This is a genomic window from Pontibacter lucknowensis (assembly GCF_900156415.1).
GTDB lineage: Bacteria > Bacteroidota > Bacteroidia > Cytophagales > Hymenobacteraceae > Pontibacter > Pontibacter lucknowensis.
Map to the genome: position 1 here is coordinate 180,213 of NZ_FTNM01000003.1, position 24,395 is coordinate 204,607.

The following is a 24,395-nucleotide window of genomic DNA, read 5'->3' on the forward strand; positions in this document are numbered from 1 at the left end:
GCATGCAGAACACAGCATCACACATACTTTCAGACAGAATCATGGCGCTTTCGGAGTCGCAGACCATCGCGATGGCCAAAAAAGGCCGTGAACTCGCCGCACAGGGACATGATATTATCAACCTGAGCTTCGGGGAGCCAGACTTCCAGACGCCACAGTACATCAAGGACGCCGCGAAAGAAGCGATTGATGAAGGCTTTACCTTCTATACCCCGGTACCGGGCTTTCCGGCACTGCGTCAGGCCATTGCCGATAAGTTCAAGCGTGACAACAACCTGGACTATGGTCCGGAGAACATTGTGGTGTCAACGGGTGCCAAGCAGTCCATTGCCAATGCCGTGATGTGCCTGGTGAATCCGGGGGACGAGGTGATCATTTTTTCCCCGTACTGGGTGTCCTATGAAGAGATCGTGAAGTTGGCGGAAGGTACACCGGTGCCGCTGCAGGGTCGTCTGGAGAATGACTTTAAAGTAACGCCGGAGCAACTCGAGAATGCCATCACGTCCAATACCAAGGTGGTCATGTACTCTTCGCCTTGCAACCCGACCGGTTCGGTGTTCGACGAGGAGGAGCTGCTGGCGATTGCCAAAGTGCTGGAGAAACATCCGCAGGTATACATCATTGCCGACGAGATCTACGAGTACATCAACTTCGGGGGCAAGCACGCCAGCATGGCTAGCTTCGACTTCATCAAAGACCGAGTGATCACCGTGAACGGCTTCTCGAAAGGCTATGCCATGACCGGCTGGCGTGTGGGCTACATTGCGGCGCACAAAGACATTGCGACGGCCTGCGAAAAAATGCAGAGCCAGATCACCTCCGGTACCTGCTCCATCGCCCAGAAAGCGGCCCATGCGGCGTTGTTGGGTGGAAACGAATCTGCCCTGGAAATGCGCGATGCCTACCGCCGCCGCCGTGACCTGGTGCTGGAGATCATGCAGGATATACCGGGCTTCAAAACCAACGTGCCGACCGGCGCTTTCTATATTTTCCCGGATGTGAGCTACTACTTCGGAAAGAGCTGCAATGGCAACATCATCAGCAGTGCCCTCGACCTGAGTCTATACCTGCTGACAGACGCGCATGTGGCGCTGGTGAGTGGCGAGGCCTTCGGTGCACCGCAGTGTATCCGTTTCTCTTACGCCACATCCGACGATAAACTAATCGAGGCGCTCCGCCGCATCAAGGAGAGTCTCGCCAAATTGCAGTAATGAATCAGCATACCAATTTAGAAGATATTTTCAGCGCCTTCGACCGGCTGACCGTGCTTATCGTGGGCGATGTGATGATCGACTCCTACCTGTGGGGCAAGTCGACGCGCATTTCGCCGGAGGCACCCGTGCCGATCGTGAACGTGGTAAAGCGCGAAAAGCGACTCGGCGGTGCCGCCAACGTGGCCCTGAACGTGCAGGCCATGGGTGCAACGCCACTGCTTTGCTCCGTGATCGGCGACGACCCGGACGGAGGTGACTTTTTGCGCCTGATGGAAGAGCGAGACCTGTCTACAGAAGGTATCGTGCAGAGCCCGGAGCGGGTAACCACTATCAAGCACCGTATCATTGCCGGTGGTCAGCAACTGCTACGCGTGGACGCTGAGATTGAGCATAACCTGGCCGACTACGAAGAACGCCACCTGGAGGAGCACTACCTGAAGCTACTTGATCAGGCTGATGTGGTCGTGTTTGAAGACTATGACAAAGGCGTGTTTTCAGAGCGGAATATTGCCCGTTTCATCCAACTGGCTAACGAGCGTGGCATACCGAGTGTGGTGGACCCAAAGAAGAAAAACTTCCTGAGCTACAAAGGCTGCACACTTTTCAAACCAAACCTGAAAGAGCTCAAAGAAGGCCTGAAAGTAGACTTCCCCGACGAAAACCTGCATGCTTTTGAAGAGGCGGTTGCACAACTACAGGAACGGCTGACCACGAAGCAAGTGCTCGTAACACTTTCGGAACGGGGTGTATTTGTAGCCAACGGTGAGGAGAAAACCTATATACCTGCGCACCGCCGTTCTATTTCGGATGTGTCGGGGGCCGGCGATACGGTGATCAGTATTGCGGCGCTGTGTATGGCGCTGCGCACTTCGCTGCCATTTATGGCCGGCCTGAGCAACCTGGGCGGCGGACTGGTATGCGAACAGGTAGGGGTAGTGCCTGTCGACAGAAACCGCTTGTTCGAAGAAGCAAAAGAGAACAGGCTGTACGAAACCCATGAACACCGAACAGCTTAACAGGCTACTATACGGCAGCAAACTGCGGGCATACATGCTGATGCGCCGCACTACCTATACGCTCACCATCGTAGCGATAGGCTTGCTGCTGTATGCCCACGGTGTAGTTACCGATCCGGATACCGTTCAACTGATTTTTTACGCCATCGACGCCATACTAGGCGTCTTTGTCGTGATATACCTGCTGCGTATCCTCTATGGTTTTGAGCGGGTCAAGTTTCTGCGGCGAACATGGTTTGAGGGTGCCCTGATGGCCATCATTCTGGTCAACCATGTGGGTACTTACCTGTTCGATTTTCCTGTTATCTACAATATTTTTGAAGGTATAGGCATGCCACTCTCGGTGGAGATCTACCGTGTGCTGGTCTCGCTTTACATGCTCTTGCTACTGGTGATTGAGTTACTCGAAACAAGAGTACACCTCAAAACCCTGCAGGTGAAGCCGGCTGTGACCTTCCTGATGAGCTTTCTGACGCTCATTTCATTGGGCACAGCTATGTTCATGCTGCCTAAAATGACCAATGACCCGGACGGTATGCGCTTTGTTGACGCGCTCTTTATGGCGACGAGCGCTTCCTGTATCACCGGCCTGACGGTAGTGGATCCGGGTACTTACTTCACATTTTCGGGGCAGGTTATTCTGCTATTGCTGGTGCAGCTGGGTGGTTTGGGTGTGATGACATTTGCTACCTTCTTTGCCACGCTCATGCGCCAGGGGATAGGTATAAAACAGCACGTGGCCATGTTTGAGATCATGGAAAGTGAGTCTATCTCTTTCACAAAGGGCTTGCTCCGCAAACTGATCATCATGACGCTGTCCATCGAGGCCATCGGAGCTGTGATTGTTTTTGCAACGTGGAGTAATGAAGTTGAATTTGTAGGCCTTGGCAGTAAGATATTCTTCTCCATATTTCATGCCGTGTCTGGTTTTTGTAATGCTGGCTTTTCTTTGTTTCCGGAGGGCCTGTACAGTAATCCGCTGCAGGGCGCCTATGTACTTCATCTAACCATCGCTGCTCTGGTTATATTAGGCGGTATAGGTTTTCCCACTATCATTGATGTACTATCGCCAAGAGCCATGCGTGCCCGTATGGATATGCCATGGCGTAACTGGAAAATGATGACACGTGTAACCGTGTATTCTTCGGCCGCCCTGCTGGCCTTCGGTACAATCACTTTTTTCCTGCTGGAGTACTTCAATACACTCTCGCACCTGAACTTTGCGGAGGCGCTTATCACGTCTTTTTTTCAATCGGCAACCACCCGTTCTTCCGGATTTAACACCGTGGATACCTCCGCCATTTCCGTGCCGGCTTTGCTGATCATGATGATGCTGATGTTTATCGGTGCCTCGCCGGGCTCGATGGGGGGTGGTATAAAAACGACTACTTTTACAGTGATCATCCTGTCGGTTTGGACGACCATCGTGGGCAAGCGAAATATTGAAATCGGAAAACGCACCATTCCGCACTCGGTGTCTTACAAGGCTTTTGCTGTGTTTACCTTTGCGGTTGGCTTCAATATTTTGTTCCTGATCATTCTGTCTATATCTGATGCCCAGTTCGACATACTGCGACTGGCATTCGAGCAGGTGTCTGCCTTTGCCACCGTGGGGCTGAGTACAGGTATAACGGCCGGTCTTTCGGATGTAGGAAAAACAGTGATCATCCTGTCAATGTACATCGGGAGAGTGGGAACGCTTACGCTGGCGCTAGCTATCAGCACACGGGCTACTTCTACCGCGTACAAGTACCCGGATACACATTTGGCGATTGGTTAAGCTTGTGTTAGCTTTGAGACTTCAACTTCACTAAATGCGCACAGAAGAGCTAAACAGGTTGCTTTATGGGAGTAAGCTCAGAGCTTACGCCCTGATGCGGCGAACCACCTACCTGCTTACCCTTATTTCGGTTGGCCTGCTAATTTATGCGCATGGCATTGCACAGAAACCAGCGACGATACAGCTGCTCTTTAATGCGATTGATGCCATCCTGTCAATATTCGTAATCATATACCTGCTGCGCATCCTCTATACCTTCGAGCGGAAGAAGTTCCTGAGGCGCACCTGGTTCGAAGGCCTGCTGATGGCAATCATCCTGATTAACGAGGTGAGCACCTACGGACTGCAGGAATCAGCGATCTATACCTTCTTCGAAAGCATCGACATACCACTTTCCGTAGAGGTATACCGGGTGGTCGTGTCGCTGTTTATGCTGCTGCTGCTGATTATTGAGCTGCTGGAGACACGCGTGCACCTCAAAACGCTTCAGTTTAAGCCCACGATCTCTTTCCTGTTCAGTTTCCTGTTCCTGATCCTGATAGGTGCAGGGCTGCTCATGATGCCCAACATGATTACCACACCGGGCAGTATGCGCTTCATCGACGCCCTCTTCATGGCAGCCAGTGCTTCCTGTGTGACAGGTCTAGCGGTAGTGGATCCGGGAACTTATTTCACTTTTTCGGGGCAGGTAGTGCTGCTTATGCTTGTGCAGTTGGGTGGTTTGGGCATTCTGACATTTGCCACCTTCTTTGCTACGCTGATGCGGCAGGGCGTAGGTATAAAACAGCACGTAGCCATGTATGAGATCATGGAAAGCGAATCGCTGTTCTCCACTAAAAACCTGTTGCGCAAACTGGTCGTGATGACCTTTTCTATAGAAGCCATTGGAGCTGTGATCATCTTTCTGACGTGGGGACAGGAAGTACAGTTCGAGAGCTTAGGCAGTAAGATTTTCTTCTCGGTGTTTCATGCGGTGTCGGCTTTCTGTAATGCCGGTTTATCGCTTTTCCCGGAGGGCTTGTATACCGAGGCAGTAAGGTTTTCTTATGTGATGCACCTGACTGTGGCACTCCTGATCATTTTTGGAGGCATCGGTTTTCCGACCATTCTCGACGTGCTGTCTCCACAATCGATGCGGGCACGAATGGAAAGGCCCTGGAGAAATTGGCGCCTGCTCTCCCGTATCACTATTTTCACATCAGCTGCCCTTATTACGATGGGCACGATAGGCTTTTTTATGCTGGAGTATTACAATACCTTGGCGCAACTGAGTTTTGTGGAAGCTGTGATCGCGTCTTTTTTTCAGGCTGTAACGACCCGTACAGCGGGCTTCAACACACTCGATATTTCAGCGCTGAACGTGCCTACCTTGCTGATGTTTATTTTCCTGATGTTCATCGGAGCATCTCCGGGTTCTACGGGAGGCGGTATCAAGACAACCACTTTTGCGATTATTCTACTGTCGGTATGGGCAACTATACGTGGCAAGCGAAACGTGGAAATTGGCAACCGCACCATACCGCATTTGGTGTCTTACAAAGCCTTCTCGGTGTTTACGTTTGCTGCCATGATCAACATTCTGTTTTTGTTCATCCTAACCATCACAGATTCACAGTTCGATATTTTCAGGCTGGCCTTTGAGCAGGTATCGGCATTTGCAACGGTGGGTCTTAGCACAGGTATAACCGCCGGCCTTTCGGATGCCGGGAAGGGTGTCATCATCGTGTCGATGTTTATGGGCAGGGTCGGTACGCTAACCCTCGCCCTGGCCCTGAGCACCCGCGCTACCACCACTGCCTACAAATATCCGGAGACCCACGTACCAGTCGGATAATCGGAGTTTGAGAGTACTGGCATTAAGTCGCTACCTGCCCGAATCCTGCATCCAGCCATTCACCAATTCATCTGCTCAGGCGAAGGGCGATGGATGAGAGTAATGTGAAGTTACTGTCAGTTGAACCTGTTTCTATCTCAAAGATATTATGCTGCCCTTTCAACCATCTGCCTTCTAGTCGGCAAAGTATGTTTGGGGCCGGACTATAATCTACATTGGCTGATAGACCAGTAGCTCTAAAACTGCTTTCTCCAGCAGGCGCCGATATAATCACTTCATTCTGGTCTGAGTAATGCTCGGCGCGGGCGGCTACTGCCCACATGTCATGGATCTTGTAGCGTGTAATCAACGCCGGACTGTACCAGGTGTGGTAGCGGCGACTACCTTTGTGCTGTTGCTGTATCCCAATATCAAATCCAGCGATCAGGGTGGTTCTTTTCCCTAAGCCAAACTGCCCATAAACATTGTTGAAGTAGCGCATTCTGCGGGTAGCATCCGGATCGTCGGTACCAATGAAGGTACTCCAGTTCAGAGTCAGGTTGTCGTGCGGCGCATAGTTAACCTGCGTGCCAAAGGAGGGCAGGGAGTTTCCGGGTAGTCTTCTAATGCGCTGCCAGCCGTTTACGACCAAGGCGGCCAGTGTCCAGGTAGGAGTGGGGTTAAAAGTCAGTTTGGCTCCGGAGAGGAAGTAGGGTGAGTTCTCAGCCAGAAGGGAACGACTTAAAGTGAGGTTGTCAGTTGAGATAGCGCTTTCAAAGCCAATGTGCGACCCCATGATTCCGGCATCCAGCCATATCTTTGCTTGTTTATCAAGCGCTATACCTGCGTTAGCCTCAAACACGTGGCGCATCACTTCGTCTTCGGCAGCATAATTATCGGAAGCATAAGTGCCAACTTGCAGCGCCAAAGCACCTCTATACCTGCCATGTTCCACAGTAGCCCGGAGAAGACCTAAGTTCAGATTAAACTCGTTATGGCGGTTGTGGTTATAAAGGAATGGCTGCCGGTAGCCTGCTGTAGGCTTACTGAAATCATAGGCATAAAAAATGTCGGCAAACCCTTCGAAGCGAACTTCAGGGCTTGCCGACATGGTAGTATCTGTTTGAGCAGACGCAGAGAGGGCACTAAAGAGCAAAATGGCTAATATGGTTGCTCTCACCACGGCTTTTCTCTAAATTCTCTAATGCTTTATGGCGCTGCTGTATTCCTTCACTGTCTGGATGAAGCATTTCACTTTCTCCGGGTCAGTATCAGGGTATACGCCGTGACCGAGGTTGGCTATGTGGCGCTGCGGCCCGAACTCCTTCAGCATTTTAATAGTCTCGTGCTGGATGGTATCGAACGAGCTGTAAAGTAGGCACGGGTCCATGTTGCCTTGCAGGGTCTTATTCGGGCCAACCTGTGCTCTGGACGTCTTGATGTCCATGTTCCAGTCAAGGCCGATGGTTTCGCAGTTCAGTCTGCTGAAATCTTCCAGGGCAAAGAAAGCGCCTTTGGCGAATACCGTTACCGGCACGTCGTTGATGGCGTTGCAAATCTCGCTGATATATGGCAGGGAGAACTCGCGGTAATGCGCCGGGGTAAGTATACCCGCCCACGAGTCGAACACCTGGATCAGGTTAGCACCCGCTTCTACCTGTGCTTTCAAGTAGGCGATGGTGGTATCCGTGATCATGCGCAGCATCTGGTGTGCCAGTTTCGGGTTGGTGTACAGTAAACCGCGTGCATGCGAGAATGTCTTGGAGCCGCTACCCTCTACCATGTAGGCTAGAATAGTCCACGGCGCACCCGCAAAACCGATAAGAGGCACACGTCCGTTCAAGGCTCTTTTAGTCACCTTGATGGCTTCCAGCACATAACCCAAGTGCTCATGCGGGTCGGCTACACGGAGTCTTGCCAGATCAGCTTCAGTACGGATTGTCTTAGGGAACCATGGTCCGCGCTTCTCTACCATTTCGTAGGTACAGCCCATCGCCTCTGGCACCACCAGGATGTCAGAGAAGATGATGGCGGCATCCACGTCCAGGATATCAACAGGCTGAATGGTTACTTCGGCGGCCAGGTCCGGTGTTTCCACCAGTTCCTTAAATCCGCTCAGGCTTTCGCGTACGGCTCTGTATTCAGGTAGGATGCGGCCAGCCTGGCGCATCAGCCACACCGGAGTACGTTCTACGGTTTCTCCTTTGGCGGCTCTTATAAGCAGGTCATTCTTCAATTGCATGGCACAAAGATACGTTAAAAATGCTGACTGTCGGAAGATGATTGTTATCATCATGCTGCAGGGCAAATGTCATATAAAGTTGGTGTACTCTGTGCGAGGTAATGGGGTTGGGGATTTTTAGCAGGTATAGCGCAAATAGTAATTTGGTTATACCTATGCAATGAACAAAGCCTTTATACCTGTCACAATAAAATTTACTCCAATCGACAGCACCAGGAAGCCCATAATACGCGACAGTGCGGACAGGCCTGCCTTGCCCATGAACTGGAGTAATTGATGGGAGAAAATCAGAATCAGGTATGCCACTACGGCCAAGGCGACAATAGCTGTTACGACCAAGCCAAGGTCTGTCATGTGAAGTGCATCGGAGTATAGGCTGATGCTCACGGCAATGGCTCCCGGGCCCGACAGCATCGGCATGGCCAGAGGGGCGAAGGAAATATCTTCTTTCCGCATGCTCTCTTTCAGCACGCCTTTCGACACCTTTTTGCCACGGTGCGCTTTGCTGGAGAGTAGCTCGAAGCCCGCTTTCATGATCATAAGTCCGCCGGCAATACGGATGTCGTGGAGTCGGATGCCGAAGAAGTTGAGCACATACTGCCCGGCCAGAAAAAACACCCCCAGTATAAGCGCCATGTAAATGCAGGCCCGCAGCGCCTGTTGGTTGCGGTTGGAGGGGGTGTCGTCTTGGGTTAGGGTCAGGAAAACGGGCATGGCCCCGAAGGGGTTTACCACACTAAATAAGGCCGAAAAAGTGGCCAGCATCATTTCCATAGCTTGGTCAGGTTGTTTTCTGATGCAAAGCTATAGCCCGGAAATTACGCCTGCGTTACCGCCGTATTGTATGATTGTTAAGTGTGAAGAACGATTTTTCTTGTGGGATAATGAATGAAGTTCAATTGAGGATGACGCCGTAGCTTCGAAAATCCTGTCAATCCTTCAATCCTGGTCTACGACAAAAACAGCGCATAAATGGCCGATACGATGAAATTCACGCCAATTGACAGCACAATAAAGCCCATGATGCGAGAGAGCGCAGATAGACCTGCCTTGCCCATGAAGCGGGTAAGTTGCGTTGAGAAGCGCAGAATGACATAAGAGATCACTGCCAGCAAAATGATGCCAACCAGAATCAGGGTCATATCCCAGAAGGAAAGCGAAGTCGTGAACAGGCCGATACTCACCGCAATGGCACCCGGACCGGAAAGCATGGGCATGGCCAGCGGTGTGAAGGAAATGTCTTCTTTGTGCTGCGCCTCTTCCACCACATCCGGCGACACTTTCTTATTACTGCCTCCCGGTGTGAGCAGTTCAAAACCGGCCCGCATGATCATCAAGCCTCCCGCAATGCGCAGATCGTGAATACGGATACCGAAGAAGTTGAGCACGTACTGCCCTGCCAGGAAAAACACGGCCAGTATACCTACCATGTACAGACAAGCTTTGAGCGCCTGTTGGTTACGCTGAGCAGGGGTGTCATTTTGAGTAAGTGTCAGGAAGACAGGCATGGCTCCGAACGGGTTCACAACGGAGAAGAGAGCAGAAAGCGTGGCAAGAATAATTTCCATGGGAGCGATAAACGTAGAACCTCCAATATAGTTTTTAATCAATATAAAACCAAAGAACAAGGTTTTCCAGGTATAGAAATGCAATAGAAGGCAAGGCGATTAAAACATAATCCTTAATTTTGGGTAGTCAACACCCTAAGCAACGATACTATGAAAGGAGAAGTAAAGCTCGGGATACTGGGCGGCGGACAGCTGGGCCGTATGCTCATTCAGGCCGGACTCGATTTTAATCTCTATACCTTGGTGCTCGACCCGGACGAAAACGCCCCTTGCAAAGATGTATGCCACGAGTTCTACGTGGGCAGCTTTCGCGATTTCGACACGGTGTACGAGTTTGGTAGGAACTGTGACATTCTCACTATTGAGATCGAACACGTGAATGCCGATGCACTGGAGAAGCTGGAGCAGGAAGGCGTGAAAGTATACCCGGATGCGAAGACCGTCCGCACGATTCAGGATAAGGGACTTCAGAAAGAGTTCTATAGCAAACACGCTATACCTACCGCCGATTTCAGAATCCTGAAAGACGCTGAAGAACTGAAATCCAACACCGATTTCTTGCCGGCTTTCCAAAAGCTACGCCGTGAAGGTTATGATGGCCGTGGTGTGACAAGGCTGCAAAGCGAAGCTGATTTGGGCAAGGGCTTTACAGAGCCGTCGGTGCTGGAGAAATTGGTAGACTTCGAGAAAGAAATCTCCGTTATCGTGGCCCGCAACGCCAGCGGACAGGTAACGGCTTTCCCGGTGGTCGAGCTGAGCTTCCATCCGGAGCACAACCTGGTAGACTCGCTCTTTGCGCCGGCCAACGTGCCGTACAAACTGCAGCGCCTGGCTATCGAGATTGCTACCCGTGTGATTGAGTCGTTTGACATGGTCGGTATACTGGCCGTGGAGATGTTCCTGACCAAAGACGGACAGATACTGGTGAACGAAGTGGCGCCTCGTCCGCATAACAGCGGGCACCATACCATCAAAGCCAACTATACCTCCCAATACGAACAGCACCTGCGTGCCATCCTCAATCTGCCGCTCGGCAGTACCGATATACAGAGTGCCGCTGTGATGCTGAACTTGTTGGGTGAACCCGGCTATGACGGCGAGGCCAAATACGAAGGGCTGCAGGAAGCGCTGGCTGTACCGGGCGTTTACATTCACTTGTATGGCAAGAAATACACCCGTCCTGCCCGCAAGATGGGACACATCACCGTGCTGGGCACCGACCTGCAGGAAGCGCAGCAGCGGGCTGAATCAATCCGCAACATCATCAAAGTAATCGCATAATATGGCTAATGAAACAAATACGCAGCCGCTGGTAGGCATTATCATGGGCAGCCAGTCTGACATGAAAGTAATGGAAGCAGCAGCTGAGATCCTGGAAAACCTGGGGGTACCTTTTGAGATCACGATCGTGTCGGCGCACCGCACGCCGCACCGTATGTTTGAGTACGCAGAGCAAGCCCGTAAAAAAGGCCTGAAGGTAATTATTGCCGGTGCCGGTGGCGCAGCCCACCTGCCAGGTATGGTCGCTTCTATCACGACACTGCCTGTTATCGGGGTGCCGGTGAAGTCGAGCAACTCTATTGACGGCTGGGATTCTGTGCTGTCTATTCTCCAAATGCCGGGTGGTGTACCAGTGGCGACGGTAGCGCTTGATGGCGCTCTGAACGCAGGTATACTGGCTGCGCAAATCATTGGTACTTCCAATGCCGCAGTAGCTGACAAACTGGAAAAATATAAGGTGAGCCTGAAAGACAAGGTGATGCGATCAGTGGAGGAACTCCGCCGCGGCGACCGTGATCTGGATTAATGCGAGTATAGGTCTAACCTAAACAAGAAAGGCCCGCAGTTTCATAACTGCGGGCCTTTGTGTTTATTCCAAAGTATAACTGCCAGTTAAAGCAGCGTCTCTTCTGATAGTCCTGAATTCAGAATTTATAGCCTGCCATCAGACTGAAGGTTTTAATACTGCTGGGCAGGCTTAGCAGCATGGAAATACCCTCGGTCGTCTCATAGCGTGTTTCTAGAAACAAGGTCTTGGTTCTAATCGGATACACTATGCCTACTCCGGCCACTGCACCGAACATATGGCTCTTAAATTCGCTCCCCGGCAGCGCTTCTTTCTCCTCGGAGTAACTGGTGGAGTGAAACGAGCTATACCTGCTTTCTACCCTCTTCGAATGAACTGCATAAGAGTAAGACGGCCCGATGTTGGCAAATGGCCTCACTTTTCCTTTAGGGAAGGTATAGCGAAGTTGCAAAGGGAGTTTAAGGTAGTTCAGGTCAAAAAGCAGATCATAGGAAGTAGTGCGGCCTGTATTGTATGTACCCTCCACTTTGCCTTCGAAGCGATAAGGTGCATAGAGCAATTCCACTATCAGAGAGAGCTTTTCACTCATGGATGGATTGGCTACCTGCATGGCAATGCCTCCCCCTAATCCTAGTCCCGTGCTGCGGAAATCCCCTCTCGCATAATAATGGCTCCCTGACACATGCAGCGATGGGAAAGAAAGTGCAACTACTGGCACGAGCGTTATCGAGGCTTTTTTAGGTTCAGGTGTGAACTGTGTGCTGCCGACGCACCGGTTATACTCTATGCCCACCTTAGCAAGCGAACTGTGCCTGAGCATAACGTTCTCCAGGCGTTTCTCTGTAAAGGCCGGGCAGTCTGAAAAAGCTGATGCTATGACGCCGAGGTATGGTCTGTCCACTACGCGGTATTTCTTGCCGGATTTTGGGTCAGTACGGGTATAAACCTGCTCTACCAATTCTACCAGGTTGGCACCTTCTTTTGAAAGATAGAAGTGGTCGCGGTCGTTCCCATCCCGGTAGGTATAAATGCTGATTCTGCCTTTCACAAGGGCTTGCAAAAACAGAAGCTGCTCAGCCTGAGCTTCTGTGGCAGGTACTCTTTTCGACTCGTAGATCTTCTGCTCTCTGTAAAAGCCGTAGCCTTCCAGTTGGTCAGGGGAGAAGGCCTGCTCCTTGGCGTCAGGCGCTGGTCTATATGTAGTCATTTTGGAACTGCGTACCGCTCCCCGGTAATCGACGTAACCCCGAAGCGTGTCGCCATGCTGAACTATGTAACCAGGACGGAAATCTGTTTGGGCAAAGGCCTGGCCAAAAAATAAACAAGTGATAAGGGTCAGATAAAAGTGCTTCATTCTAAGCTGTTTTAAGTTTGATAAACTCGCAAAACCAGGCTGCCGGTTAGAAGGTAAACCCGGTCATCACGCTCAGGCTGTGAATAGGTAAGCGTAACTCCCGGAGGTGAGAGAAACCTTCGGCTGTTTCATAACGCGTCTCTACAAACAGGGCCTTATGCTCACTGACATGATAGGATACGCCTACTCCTCCAAGCAAGCCAAAGTTACCTTTTCTGAAAATGCCGACCAGTGCTTCCCGTTCCTGAACAGAGCTGGAGGAGTGAAAAGTGCTGTGCGATTTTTCTACGCGCTTAGAGCGTATAACCTGCGAATAAGATACTCCCAGGTTCACGAAGGGGCGTATTTTGCCATTAGGCAAGGTATAGCGTAGCTGGGCCGGTAACTTCAGATAGTCCAGATCAAACGTCAGGTCATAGTCAGTGGTTCTTCCAAAGTAGCTCACATTATCGATCTCGCCCTTGAAGCGGTAAGGCGCATACAGGAGTTCTAACTGCAGCGAAAGCTTCTCACTGAGCGCCGGGTTTCTGACATTGAAGGCCAGGCCACCACCTATACCCAGACCGGTGCTCTCGTAAGTGCCATCTACATAAAGATGATAGCCCGTAGGTTTCAGAGAGGACACGCTATAGCTGATCACCGGCATCATCGTCACCTGAATTTTAGACGGAGGCTGTATATGGTGAATGTCAGCACCTATGCAATCGTTATATTCCTCTGTGATTTTGAGAAGCGAGTTGGCCTTAAGCTGTACCGAGGACAGTCGCTTCTCAGTCATAGTGGGGCACTCCATAAAGGCAGAACCCAGTACGCCCTGAAAAGCCTGGTCAAGTACTTTGTACCGTTTACCGCTGGTTGGGTCTTTGCGCGTGTAAGAGGTTTGTCCGAGTTCTACCAGTTCGCCATTGTTTTTGGAGAAGTAGAAACGGTCGCGGTCTCTTTCGTCCCGCATGGTGTAGATGCTGGCTTTGCCTTTAATGAGGGTGTGTAAAAAGAAACGCTCAAAACCTGTGCGCTCCGGAGTAGGCACCAGCCAGGATTCGTATGCCTTTTTTTCATTGATAAAGCCATAGGCCTGAATCTCGTCCGGACTGTAAGTATATACGTTGGCATCAGGACTGGTTTTGAAACTTGCTATTTTTGAGCTACGGATAGCGCCCCGGTAGTCAACATAGCCCTGCAGGGTATCGCCACTACGGACAATATAGCCGGGTCTGAAATCTTGCTGGGCGAAGGCACTGCTGGCTACCAGTATCAGCAGTAATAGGAGGCTTGTTGTTTTCATGGCTCGAAGATGTACCATGAAATATAGATATAAATAAATATTTTTTTGGGAATCAGTTAGAAAAATATTTCAGGTTTATACCTGTCAGCTTTCTGATCTTCAACGAGCTATAAACAAAAAATCCCCTGCCGAGAAACTCGACAGGGGATTCTAGTATCTTAAGTTAATTCTTACTTCTTACCGTCTACTTCTTCGTAGTCTACGTCGGTTACACCACCGTCGTCAGTAGCAGCGCCCTGCGGACCGCCCGCCTGCTGACCGTTTCCGGCAGCACCAGCTGCGCCTTCCTGTCCGGCACCGGCTGCGTACATCTCCTGCGAGGCCGCCTGCCATGCATTATTCAGACTTTCGATCGCTGCGTCAATTCCAGCGATATCTTTGGCACCGTGCGCTGTCTTTAGCTGACCCAGTGCATTTTCGATGTTCGACTTGTTACCTTCAGACAGCTTGTCGCCATACTCTTTCAGCTGCTTTTCGGTCTGGAAGATCATCGAGTCAGCTGCGTTCAGCTTTTCGATTTCTTCTTTCGCCTTCTTATCAGCTTCTGCGTTGGCCTCTGCTTCCTGACGCATTTTCTCGATTTCCTGCTCGCTCAGACCAGAAGAAGCCTCAATGCGGATCTTCTGCTCTTTGCCAGTGGCTTTATCCTTGGCCGTTACATGCAGGATACCGTTGGCGTCGATGTCGAAAATTACTTCGATCTGCGGAACGCCGCGTGGTGCTGGTGGAATGCCGTCCAGGTGGAAGCGACCAATCGTGCGGTTGTCTTTCGCCATTGGGCGCTCACCCTGCAGTACGTGGATCTCAACAGATGGCTGGTTGTCCGATGCCGTGGAGAAGGTCTCTGACTTCTTCGTAGGTATAGTCGTGTTAGACTCGATCAATTTCGTCATCACACCACCCATCGTCTCGATACCCAGTGAAAGCGGCGTTACGTCCAGCAGAAGCACGTCTTTTACTTCACCTGTCAGTACACCACCCTGAATCGCGGCACCAATGGCCACTACTTCATCCGGGTTCACACCTTTAGAAGGCTTCTTGCCGAAGAACTTCTCTACTTCTTCCTGCACTTTCGGGATACGGGTTGAACCACCTACCAGGATTACTTCGTCAATGTCAGAAGTTGACAGGCCAGCATCCTGCAGAGCCTTCTTACAAGGCTCCATCGAGCGACGGATCAGATCATCAGACAGCTGCTCGAACTTCGCTCTTGTCAGCTTGCGTACCAAGTGCTTTGGCACACCATCTACTGGCATGATGTATGGCAGGTTGATCTCTGTTTCGTTAGAAGAAGAAAGCTCGATCTTCGCTTTCTCAGCGGCTTCTTTCAGACGCTGCAAGGCCATTGGGTCTTTGCGCAGGTCCAGGCCTTCGTCGTTCTTGAACTCGTCGGCCAGCCAGTTGATGATCACCTGGTCAAAGTCATCACCACCCAGGTGTGTGTCACCGTTGGTAGAAAGTACTTCGAACACACCGTCACCCAGCTCCAGGATTGAGATATCGAAGGTACCGCCACCTAAGTCGAATACCGCGATCTTCTGGTCTTTGTGTTTTTTATCGAGGCCGTAAGCCAGCGCCGCCGCTGTAGGCTCGTTGATGATACGCTTCACTTCAAGGCCTGCGATCTGTCCAGCTTCTTTCGTAGCCTGACGTTGCGCATCGTTGAAGTAAGCCGGTACGGTAATAACCGCTTCTGTCACTGTAGTACCCAGGTAGTCTTCTGCCGTAGCCTTCATTTTCTGAAGCACCATCGCCGAGATTTCCTGTGGTGTGTACTGGCGGTCGCCGATCTCTACACGCACGGTGTTGTTGCCACCCTGCACCACTTTGTAAGACACCTGCTTGGCTTCTTCGCTTACTTCATTGTAGCTGTGGCCCATGAAGCGCTTGATTGAAGCGATCGTGTTTTGTGGGTTTGTGATTGCCTGACGTTTGGCAGGGTCACCTACCTTACGCTCGCCTTTACCGCCGTCCAGAAACGCGACGATAGACGGAGTAGTTCTGCGGCCTTCGCTGTTAGGAATAACCACCGGCTCGTTACCTTCCATTACGGCAACGCAGGAGTTGGTTGTACCTAAGTCAATACCAATTATCTTTCCCATTCTATAGTTTTATAATGATTCGATTACAATTTCTTTTCACTGTTGCTAGCACTATTACAAGGTATGTGCCAAGGCTCAAATCAGTGCTTTTGCCTGTCATTCTGTCACAGGATGAGGTATGCTATACCTTGTTTGTCTGACCATGCAACAGGTGCCCCGCTCGTGTGCGACATAATTACTGCAGTATTGGTACTGCGTTGCTTTGCTGTAGGTTCTAAAATTAAGCACTCGTCTGATGCTAATCATGTGATGTTGCTTTTGTGCCACCGAACCCTGGGGGTATCAACTGTCATCCTGAAAGAAACGAGAGATCTGAAACATGGCTGTGCCTGAACAGGATGCCGGATCTCTCTTAGGAATTGGAAAAACAGCATCAGGTTTAAGGTGAGGGTATTGGGAGAGGGAGCAGGTTGCCTCAGCGAGTCGGTTTGCTTTTTTAGCTAAACTTTTATAAATCAGAAGTTCAAACAAACTGATCCAAAACCTTTTCGCTCACCTTTACATGAAAAGCACCTTTCTTAGAACTGGTACAACGGCTTGTCTGCTGCTGGCACTGACCATGTCGCCGCCGGAAGCGGTGGCCCAGAAACAGAAGCCACGCACAAGCAAACAAAAAGAAGCAGCTGCCCCTTACGAAGCCAAACTATACAATGGCATGGCGTGGCGCTCCATCGGCCCTTTCCGAGGCGGACGTTCCGCCACCGTTACAGGCGTACCCGGTAAACCAAACCTCTACTACATGGGCACCGTGGGTGGCGGCGTATGGCGCACGACTGACGGCGGCTCTACCTGGGAAAACATTTCCGACGGCTTCTACGGTGGCTCCATTGGGGCAGTAGCGGTGAGTGAGGCTGACCCCAATGTAATCTATGTGGGCGAAGGGGAGAAGACGGTGCGTGGCAACGTGTCATCGGGCCATGGCATGTGGCGCTCACTCGATGCCGGCAAGACCTGGGAACAAATCGGCCTGAAAGATTCGAAGCACATCGGTCGTATCCGTATTCATCCTCAAAACCCGGATATTGTATATGTAGCCGTGATGGGCGACCTGTACAAGTCGCACGAAGAACGGGGCGTGTTCAAAAGCACCGACGGCGGCAAGACCTGGAAGAAGACACTCTTTGCCAACAAAGACGCTGGTGCCGTGGATCTGATCATAGACCCGAACAACCCGCGTCACCTTTACGCCACCACCTGGAACGTGCGCCGCACCCCGTATAGCCTGTCTTCGGGAGGACCGGGTTCCGGCATCTGGAAAAGCACTGACGGGGGTGACACCTGGAAAGATATCTCAAAAAATGAAGGCCTTCCGAAAGGTACGCTCGGCATCATTGGCGTGACAGTGTCACCTGTAAACTCAAACCGGGTATTCGCTATGGTGGAAGCCGATGAAGGCGGCCTGTTCCGCTCCGATGACAGCGGCCTGACCTGGAAGAAGATGAACGACGACCGCAACCTGCGACAGCGTGCCTGGTACTACACCCGTGTGTATGCCGACCCGAAAGACGAGGATGTGGTATACGTGCTGAACGTAGCTTACCACCGTAGCAAGGACGGTGGCAAAACCTTTACATCCGCCTATGCCGGTCACGCTGACCACCACGACCTGTGGATCGCTCCGGAAAACCCATCGCGCATGGTGATCGCCGATGACGGCGGCGCCCAGGTAACATCAGACGGTGGCATGAACTGGAGCACCATGAACAACCAGCCGACGGGCCAGTTTTACCGCGTTGTAACCGACAACCATTTCCCATACCGCATTTACGGTGCGCAGCAGGACAACTCCACGGTGCGTATCAGTCACCGCTCCACAGGCTGGAGCATCTCTGAAGATGACTGGGAAGAGACAGCCGGATCGGAGAGTGCCCACCTGGCCGTGAACCCGGAGAACCCGGAGATTGTATATGGCGGTAACTATGGCGGCTTTTTGTCGCGCGTGGATCATAGCAACGGGCAGGAGCGCGTGATCAACGTGTGGCCGGACAACCCGATGGGCCACGGGGCCGAAGGGATGAAGTACCGCTTCCAGTGGAACTTCCCGATCATGTTCTCGCCCAACGACCCGAAGAAACTCTACACCACGTCCAACCACGTGCACGTGACCTACAATGAAGGGCAGTCCTGGGAAACGATCAGCCCGGACCTGACGCACAACGACTCAACCAAACTCGGACCATCTGGCGGACCGATCACCAAGGACAACACCAGCGTGGAATACTACGGCACCATCTTCGCGATCAACGAGTCGCCGGTAGAGCCGGGCGTGATCTGGACAGGGTCGGATGACGGCCTGATCCACGTGACGCGCGACAATGGCAAGAACTGGACAAAGGTGCAGCCGAAAGGTATACCAGAGTGGATACAGATCAACAGCATTGAGGCGCACCCGACTCAAAAGGGTGCCGCTTATGTGGCCGCTACCATGTATAAGTCAGGCGACTTCAGCCCCTACCTGTACAAGACCACCGACTATGGCAAGAGCTGGACGAAGATCACCACAGGTATACCGGGCCACCACTTTACCCGTGTGGTGCGTGCCGATCCGAAACGTGACGGTTTGTTGTATGCCGGTACCGAGTATGGCATGTATGTGTCGTTCAACGACGGGCAGAGCTGGCAGCCCTTCCAGCTGAATTTACCGATTGTGCCGATCACGGACCTCACGATCAAAAACGATAACCTGATCGCTGCCACACAGGGCCGCAGTTTCTGGATCATAGACGACCTGACGCCGCTGCACCAGCTGAACGAAGGTATAGTGAAGAGCAAGTTTCATCTGTACAAGCCATTGGATACTTACAAAATGGACGGCGGCAGTAGAGGCCTTTCCAAGACAGCCGGTGAGAACCACCCTGGCGGCGTGATGGTGCATTACTACCTGCCAACTAAGCCAGACTCAGCTACTGTGGTACAGCTGGAGATCATGGACCAGAACGGTAAACTGATCCGCAGCTATACTAGCAATGCCAAAGAGAAAAAAGACAAGCTGGAGGTGAAAGAGGGTATGAACCGCTTCGTGTGGGACATGCGCTATCCGGAGGCAAGTAAGTTCGATGGCATCATCCTGTGGGGCGGTGGCCTGCAAGGACCTAAGGCTATACCTGGAAACTACAAAGCCAAGCTGACGGTGAACAAGGAGAGCCAGGAGACTGCCTTTACCATTTTGCCTGACCCACGCACCAAGGCTACACCAGAAGACAGAGCCGCCCAGTTCGCCTTCCTGACCGAGGTACGCGATAAACTGACCGAAACGCATGACGCGATCAAAGACATCCGTACCATGCGGGCACAGCTCAGCACGCTCAAAGGAAACCTGAAAGGGCAGGAGAACTACAAAGATGTAGTGGAGTCTGCCACCGCAATCGACAAGAAGATTACGGCCATTGAAGAGGCGCTGCACCAGACGAAGAACCGCAGCGGCCAGGACCCGCTCAACTTCCCGATCCGCCTGAACAACAAACTGGCGAACCTGGTGGGGCAGGTGAGCACCGGCGACTTCCGTCCAACCGATCAGGCCTATGCCTTCAAGAAGGAAATCACGGCTCAGATTGACGAGCAGCTGAATCTATTTAAGCAGGTACAAACACAGGATGTGCCGGCGCTCAACAGGCTGGTGAAGGAGAAAGGAGTGGACGCTATTTCAGTTAAAAAAGCTGAGGCGGCCCCAGCAACCGGATCTTTGTAAGGTATAGCCTATACCTGTTAATTATGAAAGCCCTGCCATTCCTGGCAGGGCTTTCTGTTTTGTTGGTGTTGCAAACTGGTGTTGTTAAAAAGCAGGAAGCACTATTCTCAAATAGTAGGTACAGGCTACGGAGCCTGGTATAAATTAAGGCCTTATAGCTTCTCCACCACCAGCTGGGCCTTTTGCACTTCGCCTTCGTGTGCCTGGCCAGGGTATGGCCTCACGCCTTTCAGAGTGAATTTGTAACTGACATCGCCAACTGCAGCTTCTACGGTATGGGTTTCTCTGGCTGCATCCGTACCGCAGTCTCCAATACAGAGTGTGATGTTTTCATTCACGCCATGGCTGTTGGAGGCTCTTAGCAAAACACTTGCATTGCCTGCTGTCACGCAATTAACATCAGTCGGACAGCGGGAATCTTCTATGCTTTTCAGGGATACGATCAGGCGACGCGGTACCTCCTCGCCGTATAGCGTAATTTGCCCGTACTGCTGCAGGAGCGCCTCCTGACCGAACTTCAGGTCGTCGGTATCTTTTTTGAACTCCGTGGTTTCATAGGATTCGTCCTGTTGGCATTGCGTAAAGAGCGCCAGAGCCAGGAGTGGATAGAAAAGTTTAATCATAGTAGTATAGTTTTTCAACCGTAAGAGTCTCTAAAACGGGGAATGGTTGCAATTAGTATCCAAACTTTAAAGACTGGTGTCGCCACATTGTTTATCTGCCGCAATTGTTGGATATTGGGCTTTCATACCTATTCTGATCTATCTACGTGAGTACCAGTACTGCCACCCTTGTAAAACAGAAAGTAAAAACGCTAGCCGAACGGCTGCGTAATTTCCGGGTATATCACCGCTACCTGGGACTGATTCTGGGGCTGTTTATCCTGGTAAGCAGTGTGACAGGTATACTGCTGGGCTGGAAAAAAGATATAGATCTGCTGCAGCCACCCACCCAAAAAGGAGTTACCGCAGACCTGCAGCAATGGCTGCCGTTGGCTGAACTGTCAGCACGTTCGCTTGCCGGCCTGGACTCGGCAGCGGCTATCACCAACAATCCCATCGACCGCATCGAAGCCCGTCTGGACAAAGGGATCGTGAAAACCATTTTTAAGGAGGGAAGCTGGGAGGTGCAGCTCGACGCCAGCACCGGCAAAGTGCTTTCCGTGGCCCGCCGCCATTCTGACTGGATCGAGAAAGTGCACGACGGCTCCATCATCAGCGATCTCTTTAAGTTGGTGTCGATGAACGTGCTGGGCTTCGGATTGTTAGTCCTTTCCAGCACGGGTTTCTTCCTGTGGTTTTATCCGAAAAAGATCAGAAAGATCAAGAGCGAATAAGCAGCATGAAGAATCTTCTGCACTTGATGGGGTGGCTGTGCTTACTCAGCACGTCCACGTTCGGGCAGGTCCTGACCGTGAAAGACCAGGTCACGCAGCAGCCTCTGGAGATGGTGCAGCTTTACAGCAAACATTCCGGGCAGATCAGCTTTACTGACAGCAGAGGTCGGGTGGATGTCAGTCCCTTCAAAGGTTTCGATAGCCTGGTGATTCGCCTGATAGGTTATGATCAGAAAACCTTGTCTTACGGGCAACTGGAGCGGCAGGGCTTTCAGTTATACCTGCGCGAAAACAACATCTCACTGCGCACCGTGGTGGTTTCGGCAGCCCGATGGCAACAGGCCGCAAAAGAAGTGCCGCAGCGGGTCAGTACTATCCGGCCGAAAGATGTGCTGCTGCAGCAACCTCAGACTGCCGCAGACATGCTGGGGCAGGCAGGGGAGGTGTTTATCCAGAAAAGTCAGGGTGGAGGCGGCAGCCCTATGATCCGCGGATTTGCTACCAACCGGGTATTGCTTGCCGTGGACGGTGTGCGCATGAACACAGCCATTTTCAGGAGCGGCAACCTGCAGAATGTTATTTCCCTTGATCCTTTCGCCATAGAAAAAACAGAAGTGATGTTCGGACCGGGCTCGGTCATGTATGGCAGCGATGCGATAGGCGGCGTAATGAACTTCTATACCTTGTCGCCGAAGTTTTCGGCGGACGCATCACCGTTGATCAAAGGCAACGCTGCCATTCGATGGTCTTCGGCCAACCACGAGAAGACCGCACACCTCGATCTGAGTTACGGGCTGAAAAAATGGGCCTTTCTGACCAGCGCAACTTTCAGCGATTACGGTGACCTGACAATGGGGGCAAATGGGCCGGATGATTACCTCCGAAAAGAGTATGTGCGCAGCCAAAACGGACAGGACGAGGTGATTACCAATCCTGATCCGATGCGACAGGTATACACGGGCTACGACCAGCTGAACCTGATGCAGAAGATCAGGTATAGGCCCAGCGAAAACTGGGAATTACAGTACGGTTTCCATTACTCTACCACCTCCGATGTGCCCCGCTACGACCGCCTGACCCTGTACCGAAATGGCAAGCTGCGCTCAGCGGAGTGGTATTATGGTCCGCAGGTATGGGCGATGCAGCACCTGCAGGCAAGCCACCGGACGGACAACAAATTCTTTGATCAGCTGAACATCGGTTTAGCGCACCAGCTGTTTGAGGAGAGCCGTCACAATCGGGACCTGGGTAAAGCGACCAGGTATAACCGCTACGAAAAAGTCAACGCCTACTCTGTCAACCTGGATTTTGAGAAAGCGTTGGACGGGCGCCATCATCTCTTTTATGGTCTGGAAGTTATTTATAACCATGTGCGCTCGACAGGCACCGATGAGAATACCAGCACTGGCGCGACTATACCTGGGCCTGCCCGTTATCCGGATGGTTCGGACTGGGGTTCCTATGCCGCTTTCCTGACTTACCGATTCAAAGTGGGGGAGGAGCTCACAGTACTGACAGGGGCCAGGTATAACCACATCCTGCTCAATGCAGCTTTCGACAAGAGCTTCTATGATCTTCCTTTCGCTTCCGCTGACATCAACACAGGGGCTGTGACCGGAAGTGCAGGGCTGGTGTATAGTCCGAAACCCGACTGGCAGCTGAGCACGAATTTATCCACAGGTTTCCGCTCTCCGAACGTGGACGATATCGGCAAGATTTTCGATTCTGCTCCGGGCCTGGTCGTGGTGCCCAATCCATACCTGAAACCGGAGTACGCCTACAATGCGGATCTGGGATTTGCTAAAGTGTTCGGGGAGGTACTCAAACTAGATGCGACAGCTTTCTATACCTATCTGCAGGATGCGATGGTGCGGCGAGACTATACCTTAAACGGTAACAGCTTTATCGGATACGAGGGAGAAAGTAGCCAGGTGCAGGCTATCCAGAATGGCGCCTATGCCAGGGTTTGGGGTGTGCAGGCAGGTATAGAACTGAAGTTACCGGCCGGTTTTGGTATCACCTCTAGGTATAGCCTGCAGCGTGGGCGTGAAGAACTAGATAATGGCACGGAGGCACCTTTGCGACATGCCGCACCAGCTTTTGGTACAACCCGCCTGACTTATACCCGCAATCGGTTCAAGGCAGACTTATATGCCGTGTATAATGGAGCATTCAGGTATAGCCAGCTGGCGCCCGAAGAGCAGGACAAAGCTTACCTATATGCGACAGACGAAGACGGGAATCCATACAGTCCCGACTGGACCACACTCAACCTGAAGGCACTCTACCAACTGAACCGGCACCTGTCGCTGAGCGCAGGTATAGAGAACATCACAGACCAGCGTTACCGACCTTACTCTTCAGGTATAGCAGCTCCGGGCAGGAATTTTGTGATGTCGGTCCGGGCTGTTATTTAAGAATGTGTTGAGCCGGGGTTACCATCTCGCATTTTTCAAGGTCAGGCCAACAGCTGCCAGTCGCTGCCCAGTATGGAAACTTTGCACGGAGCCTCTCAATCCGAAAGTGAGGTGCTGTTTAGCTTTCACATCCAGGTTAAGCGCCAGCACATAGCCTGCCTGCAATTCATTTCTTGAGCGCATCTCAGGCTCGAAGTCTGTGATACCACCCTGCCCGTTGTACTGAATGGAAAGTCCGTACAACTCCCGTTCGCTGGCATACCTTAGCACCGGACCAACTGCCGGGTAGATCTGTACAGGCCCGGCATTGATGAAGAGGTTATAGGATCCTTCAAGCGCAACACCATTCGACTTCTGGAATGTCTCATATCCCTGCCCCCAGCGGCGGGTCTGCTCAATGTATGTGCCGGTGGCCAGTATCTCGAAGCCTGAGCGCTTGGAGATATGCGTTTGCATGCCACCTATAAACCAATGGCCGGGTATATCGCCATTACCTGAATACACGGTGCCGTAGCCGAGCTTTGGTATCCATTTATTCTGCGCCATGGCGCTAATTGAAGTGCAGAGAAGAAATGTGAGGAGTAGAAGTTTGATTTTCATAAGCTGGGTTTAGGTAAGCGTTAAATGATAGAAATTATAGGAATAGCTGTATCTAATATATGTAATATTCTATAACAATATGTGTGCCAATATCTTCTTTTCTTTATAAGGAATAGGTATAAAACAACAAAGGCAGCCCCATCGGGACTGCCTTTGCAATGGGTATAGCAATT

At 51.6% G+C, this 24,395-nt stretch carries 18 protein-coding genes; 9 read left to right on the forward strand and 9 right to left on the reverse strand.

Annotation, left to right across the window (positions count from 1 at the left end; translation table 11 throughout):
• Positions 1 to 2: 2 nt before the first annotated feature.
• Genes BW972_RS11620 through BW972_RS11635 form a run of 4 tightly spaced genes read left to right on the forward strand, consistent with a single transcriptional unit; the run spans position 3 to position 5,844 of the window.
• Complete coding sequence (locus BW972_RS11620; RefSeq protein WP_076422264.1) at positions 3 to 1,211, forward strand: pyridoxal phosphate-dependent aminotransferase; 1,209 nt, start codon at positions 3 to 5, stop codon at positions 1,209 to 1,211.
• On the forward strand, positions 1,211 to 2,230 hold the full coding sequence (locus BW972_RS11625; protein ID WP_076422265.1) for a bifunctional heptose 7-phosphate kinase/heptose 1-phosphate adenyltransferase: 1,020 nt from the start codon (positions 1,211 to 1,213) through the stop codon (positions 2,228 to 2,230). The genes BW972_RS11620 and BW972_RS11625 overlap by 1 nt, the downstream gene beginning before the upstream one ends.
• Positions 2,211 to 4,010, forward strand: a complete 1,800-nt coding sequence (locus BW972_RS11630) for a TrkH family potassium uptake protein (protein ID WP_007660828.1) — start codon at positions 2,211 to 2,213, stop codon at positions 4,008 to 4,010. The genes BW972_RS11625 and BW972_RS11630 overlap by 20 nt, the downstream gene beginning before the upstream one ends.
• Positions 4,011 to 4,044: 34 nt before the next feature.
• Complete coding sequence (locus tag BW972_RS11635) at positions 4,045 to 5,844, forward strand: TrkH family potassium uptake protein (protein WP_076422266.1); 1,800 nt, start codon at positions 4,045 to 4,047, stop codon at positions 5,842 to 5,844.
• A 67-nt stretch (positions 5,845 to 5,911) separates the two neighbouring features.
• On the opposite strand, the gene BW972_RS11640 is transcribed toward BW972_RS11635, so the two are convergent.
• The 4 genes from BW972_RS11640 to BW972_RS11655 all read right to left on the reverse strand — a co-directional run bounded on the left by BW972_RS11640 (position 5,912) and on the right by BW972_RS11655 (position 9,633).
• Positions 5,912 to 6,934 (reverse strand): porin, encoded by a 1,023-nt coding sequence (locus BW972_RS11640; RefSeq protein ID WP_083674156.1) that lies wholly within the window; start codon positions 6,932 to 6,934, stop codon positions 5,912 to 5,914.
• 90 nt (positions 6,935 to 7,024) lie between these two features.
• Positions 7,025 to 8,065 (reverse strand): uroporphyrinogen decarboxylase, encoded by a 1,041-nt coding sequence (gene hemE, locus BW972_RS11645; protein ID WP_076422267.1) that lies wholly within the window; start codon positions 8,063 to 8,065, stop codon positions 7,025 to 7,027.
• A gap of 153 nt (positions 8,066 to 8,218) precedes the next feature.
• Complete coding sequence (locus BW972_RS11650; RefSeq protein WP_007660835.1) at positions 8,219 to 8,839, reverse strand: MarC family NAAT transporter; 621 nt, start codon at positions 8,837 to 8,839, stop codon at positions 8,219 to 8,221.
• Positions 8,840 to 9,015: 176 nt separating this feature from the next.
• Complete coding sequence (locus BW972_RS11655; RefSeq protein ID WP_040575002.1) at positions 9,016 to 9,633, reverse strand: MarC family NAAT transporter; 618 nt, start codon at positions 9,631 to 9,633, stop codon at positions 9,016 to 9,018.
• A 150-nt stretch (positions 9,634 to 9,783) separates the two neighbouring features.
• Between BW972_RS11655 and BW972_RS11660 the strand changes: the two genes are divergently transcribed.
• Entirely contained in the window at positions 9,784 to 10,914 is a 1,131-nt protein-coding gene (locus tag BW972_RS11660; protein ID WP_076422268.1) for a 5-(carboxyamino)imidazole ribonucleotide synthase, read from the forward strand.
• 1 nt (position 10,915) lies between these two features.
• Complete coding sequence (purE, locus tag BW972_RS11665; protein ID WP_007660413.1) at positions 10,916 to 11,440, forward strand: 5-(carboxyamino)imidazole ribonucleotide mutase; 525 nt, start codon at positions 10,916 to 10,918, stop codon at positions 11,438 to 11,440.
• 118 nt (positions 11,441 to 11,558) lie between these two features.
• Here the strand turns inward: purE and BW972_RS11670 are convergent, their stop codons facing one another.
• From BW972_RS11670 to dnaK, 3 genes are all read right to left on the reverse strand, one after another.
• On the reverse strand, positions 11,559 to 12,647 hold the full coding sequence (locus BW972_RS11670; RefSeq protein WP_159439858.1) for a porin family protein: 1,089 nt from the start codon (positions 12,645 to 12,647) through the stop codon (positions 11,559 to 11,561).
• A 193-nt stretch (positions 12,648 to 12,840) separates the two neighbouring features.
• Complete coding sequence (locus BW972_RS11675) at positions 12,841 to 14,079, reverse strand: outer membrane beta-barrel protein (RefSeq protein WP_076422270.1); 1,239 nt, start codon at positions 14,077 to 14,079, stop codon at positions 12,841 to 12,843.
• Between the two features lie 170 nt (positions 14,080 to 14,249).
• A complete protein-coding gene (dnaK, locus tag BW972_RS11680) occupies positions 14,250 to 16,181 on the reverse strand; it encodes a molecular chaperone DnaK (RefSeq protein WP_076422271.1) in 1,932 nt (643 codons plus the stop codon).
• Positions 16,182 to 16,683: 502 nt separating this feature from the next.
• Between dnaK and BW972_RS11685 the strand changes: the two genes are divergently transcribed.
• The gene (locus BW972_RS11685) at positions 16,684 to 19,869 is read left to right on the forward strand and encodes a WD40/YVTN/BNR-like repeat-containing protein (protein WP_076422272.1); all 3,186 of its coding nucleotides are present in this window, start codon (positions 16,684 to 16,686) and stop codon (positions 19,867 to 19,869) included.
• A gap of 152 nt (positions 19,870 to 20,021) precedes the next feature.
• Here the strand turns inward: BW972_RS11685 and BW972_RS11690 are convergent, their stop codons facing one another.
• Positions 20,022 to 20,492 (reverse strand): hypothetical protein, encoded by a 471-nt coding sequence (locus BW972_RS11690; RefSeq protein ID WP_076422273.1) that lies wholly within the window; start codon positions 20,490 to 20,492, stop codon positions 20,022 to 20,024.
• Positions 20,493 to 20,638: 146 nt separating this feature from the next.
• Between BW972_RS11690 and BW972_RS11695 the strand changes: the two genes are divergently transcribed.
• Entirely contained in the window at positions 20,639 to 21,205 is a 567-nt protein-coding gene (locus BW972_RS11695) for a PepSY domain-containing protein (RefSeq protein ID WP_076422274.1), read from the forward strand.
• A 5-nt stretch (positions 21,206 to 21,210) separates the two neighbouring features.
• Entirely contained in the window at positions 21,211 to 23,622 is a 2,412-nt protein-coding gene (locus BW972_RS11700; protein WP_076422275.1) for a TonB-dependent receptor, read from the forward strand.
• 18 nt (positions 23,623 to 23,640) lie between these two features.
• On the opposite strand, the gene BW972_RS11705 is transcribed toward BW972_RS11700, so the two are convergent.
• Positions 23,641 to 24,222 carry a hypothetical protein gene (locus tag BW972_RS11705; protein WP_234986365.1) on the reverse strand — a complete coding sequence of 194 codons (582 nt, stop codon included), beginning with the start codon at positions 24,220 to 24,222 and terminating at the stop codon, positions 23,641 to 23,643.
• Positions 24,223 to 24,395 lie beyond the last annotated feature (173 nt).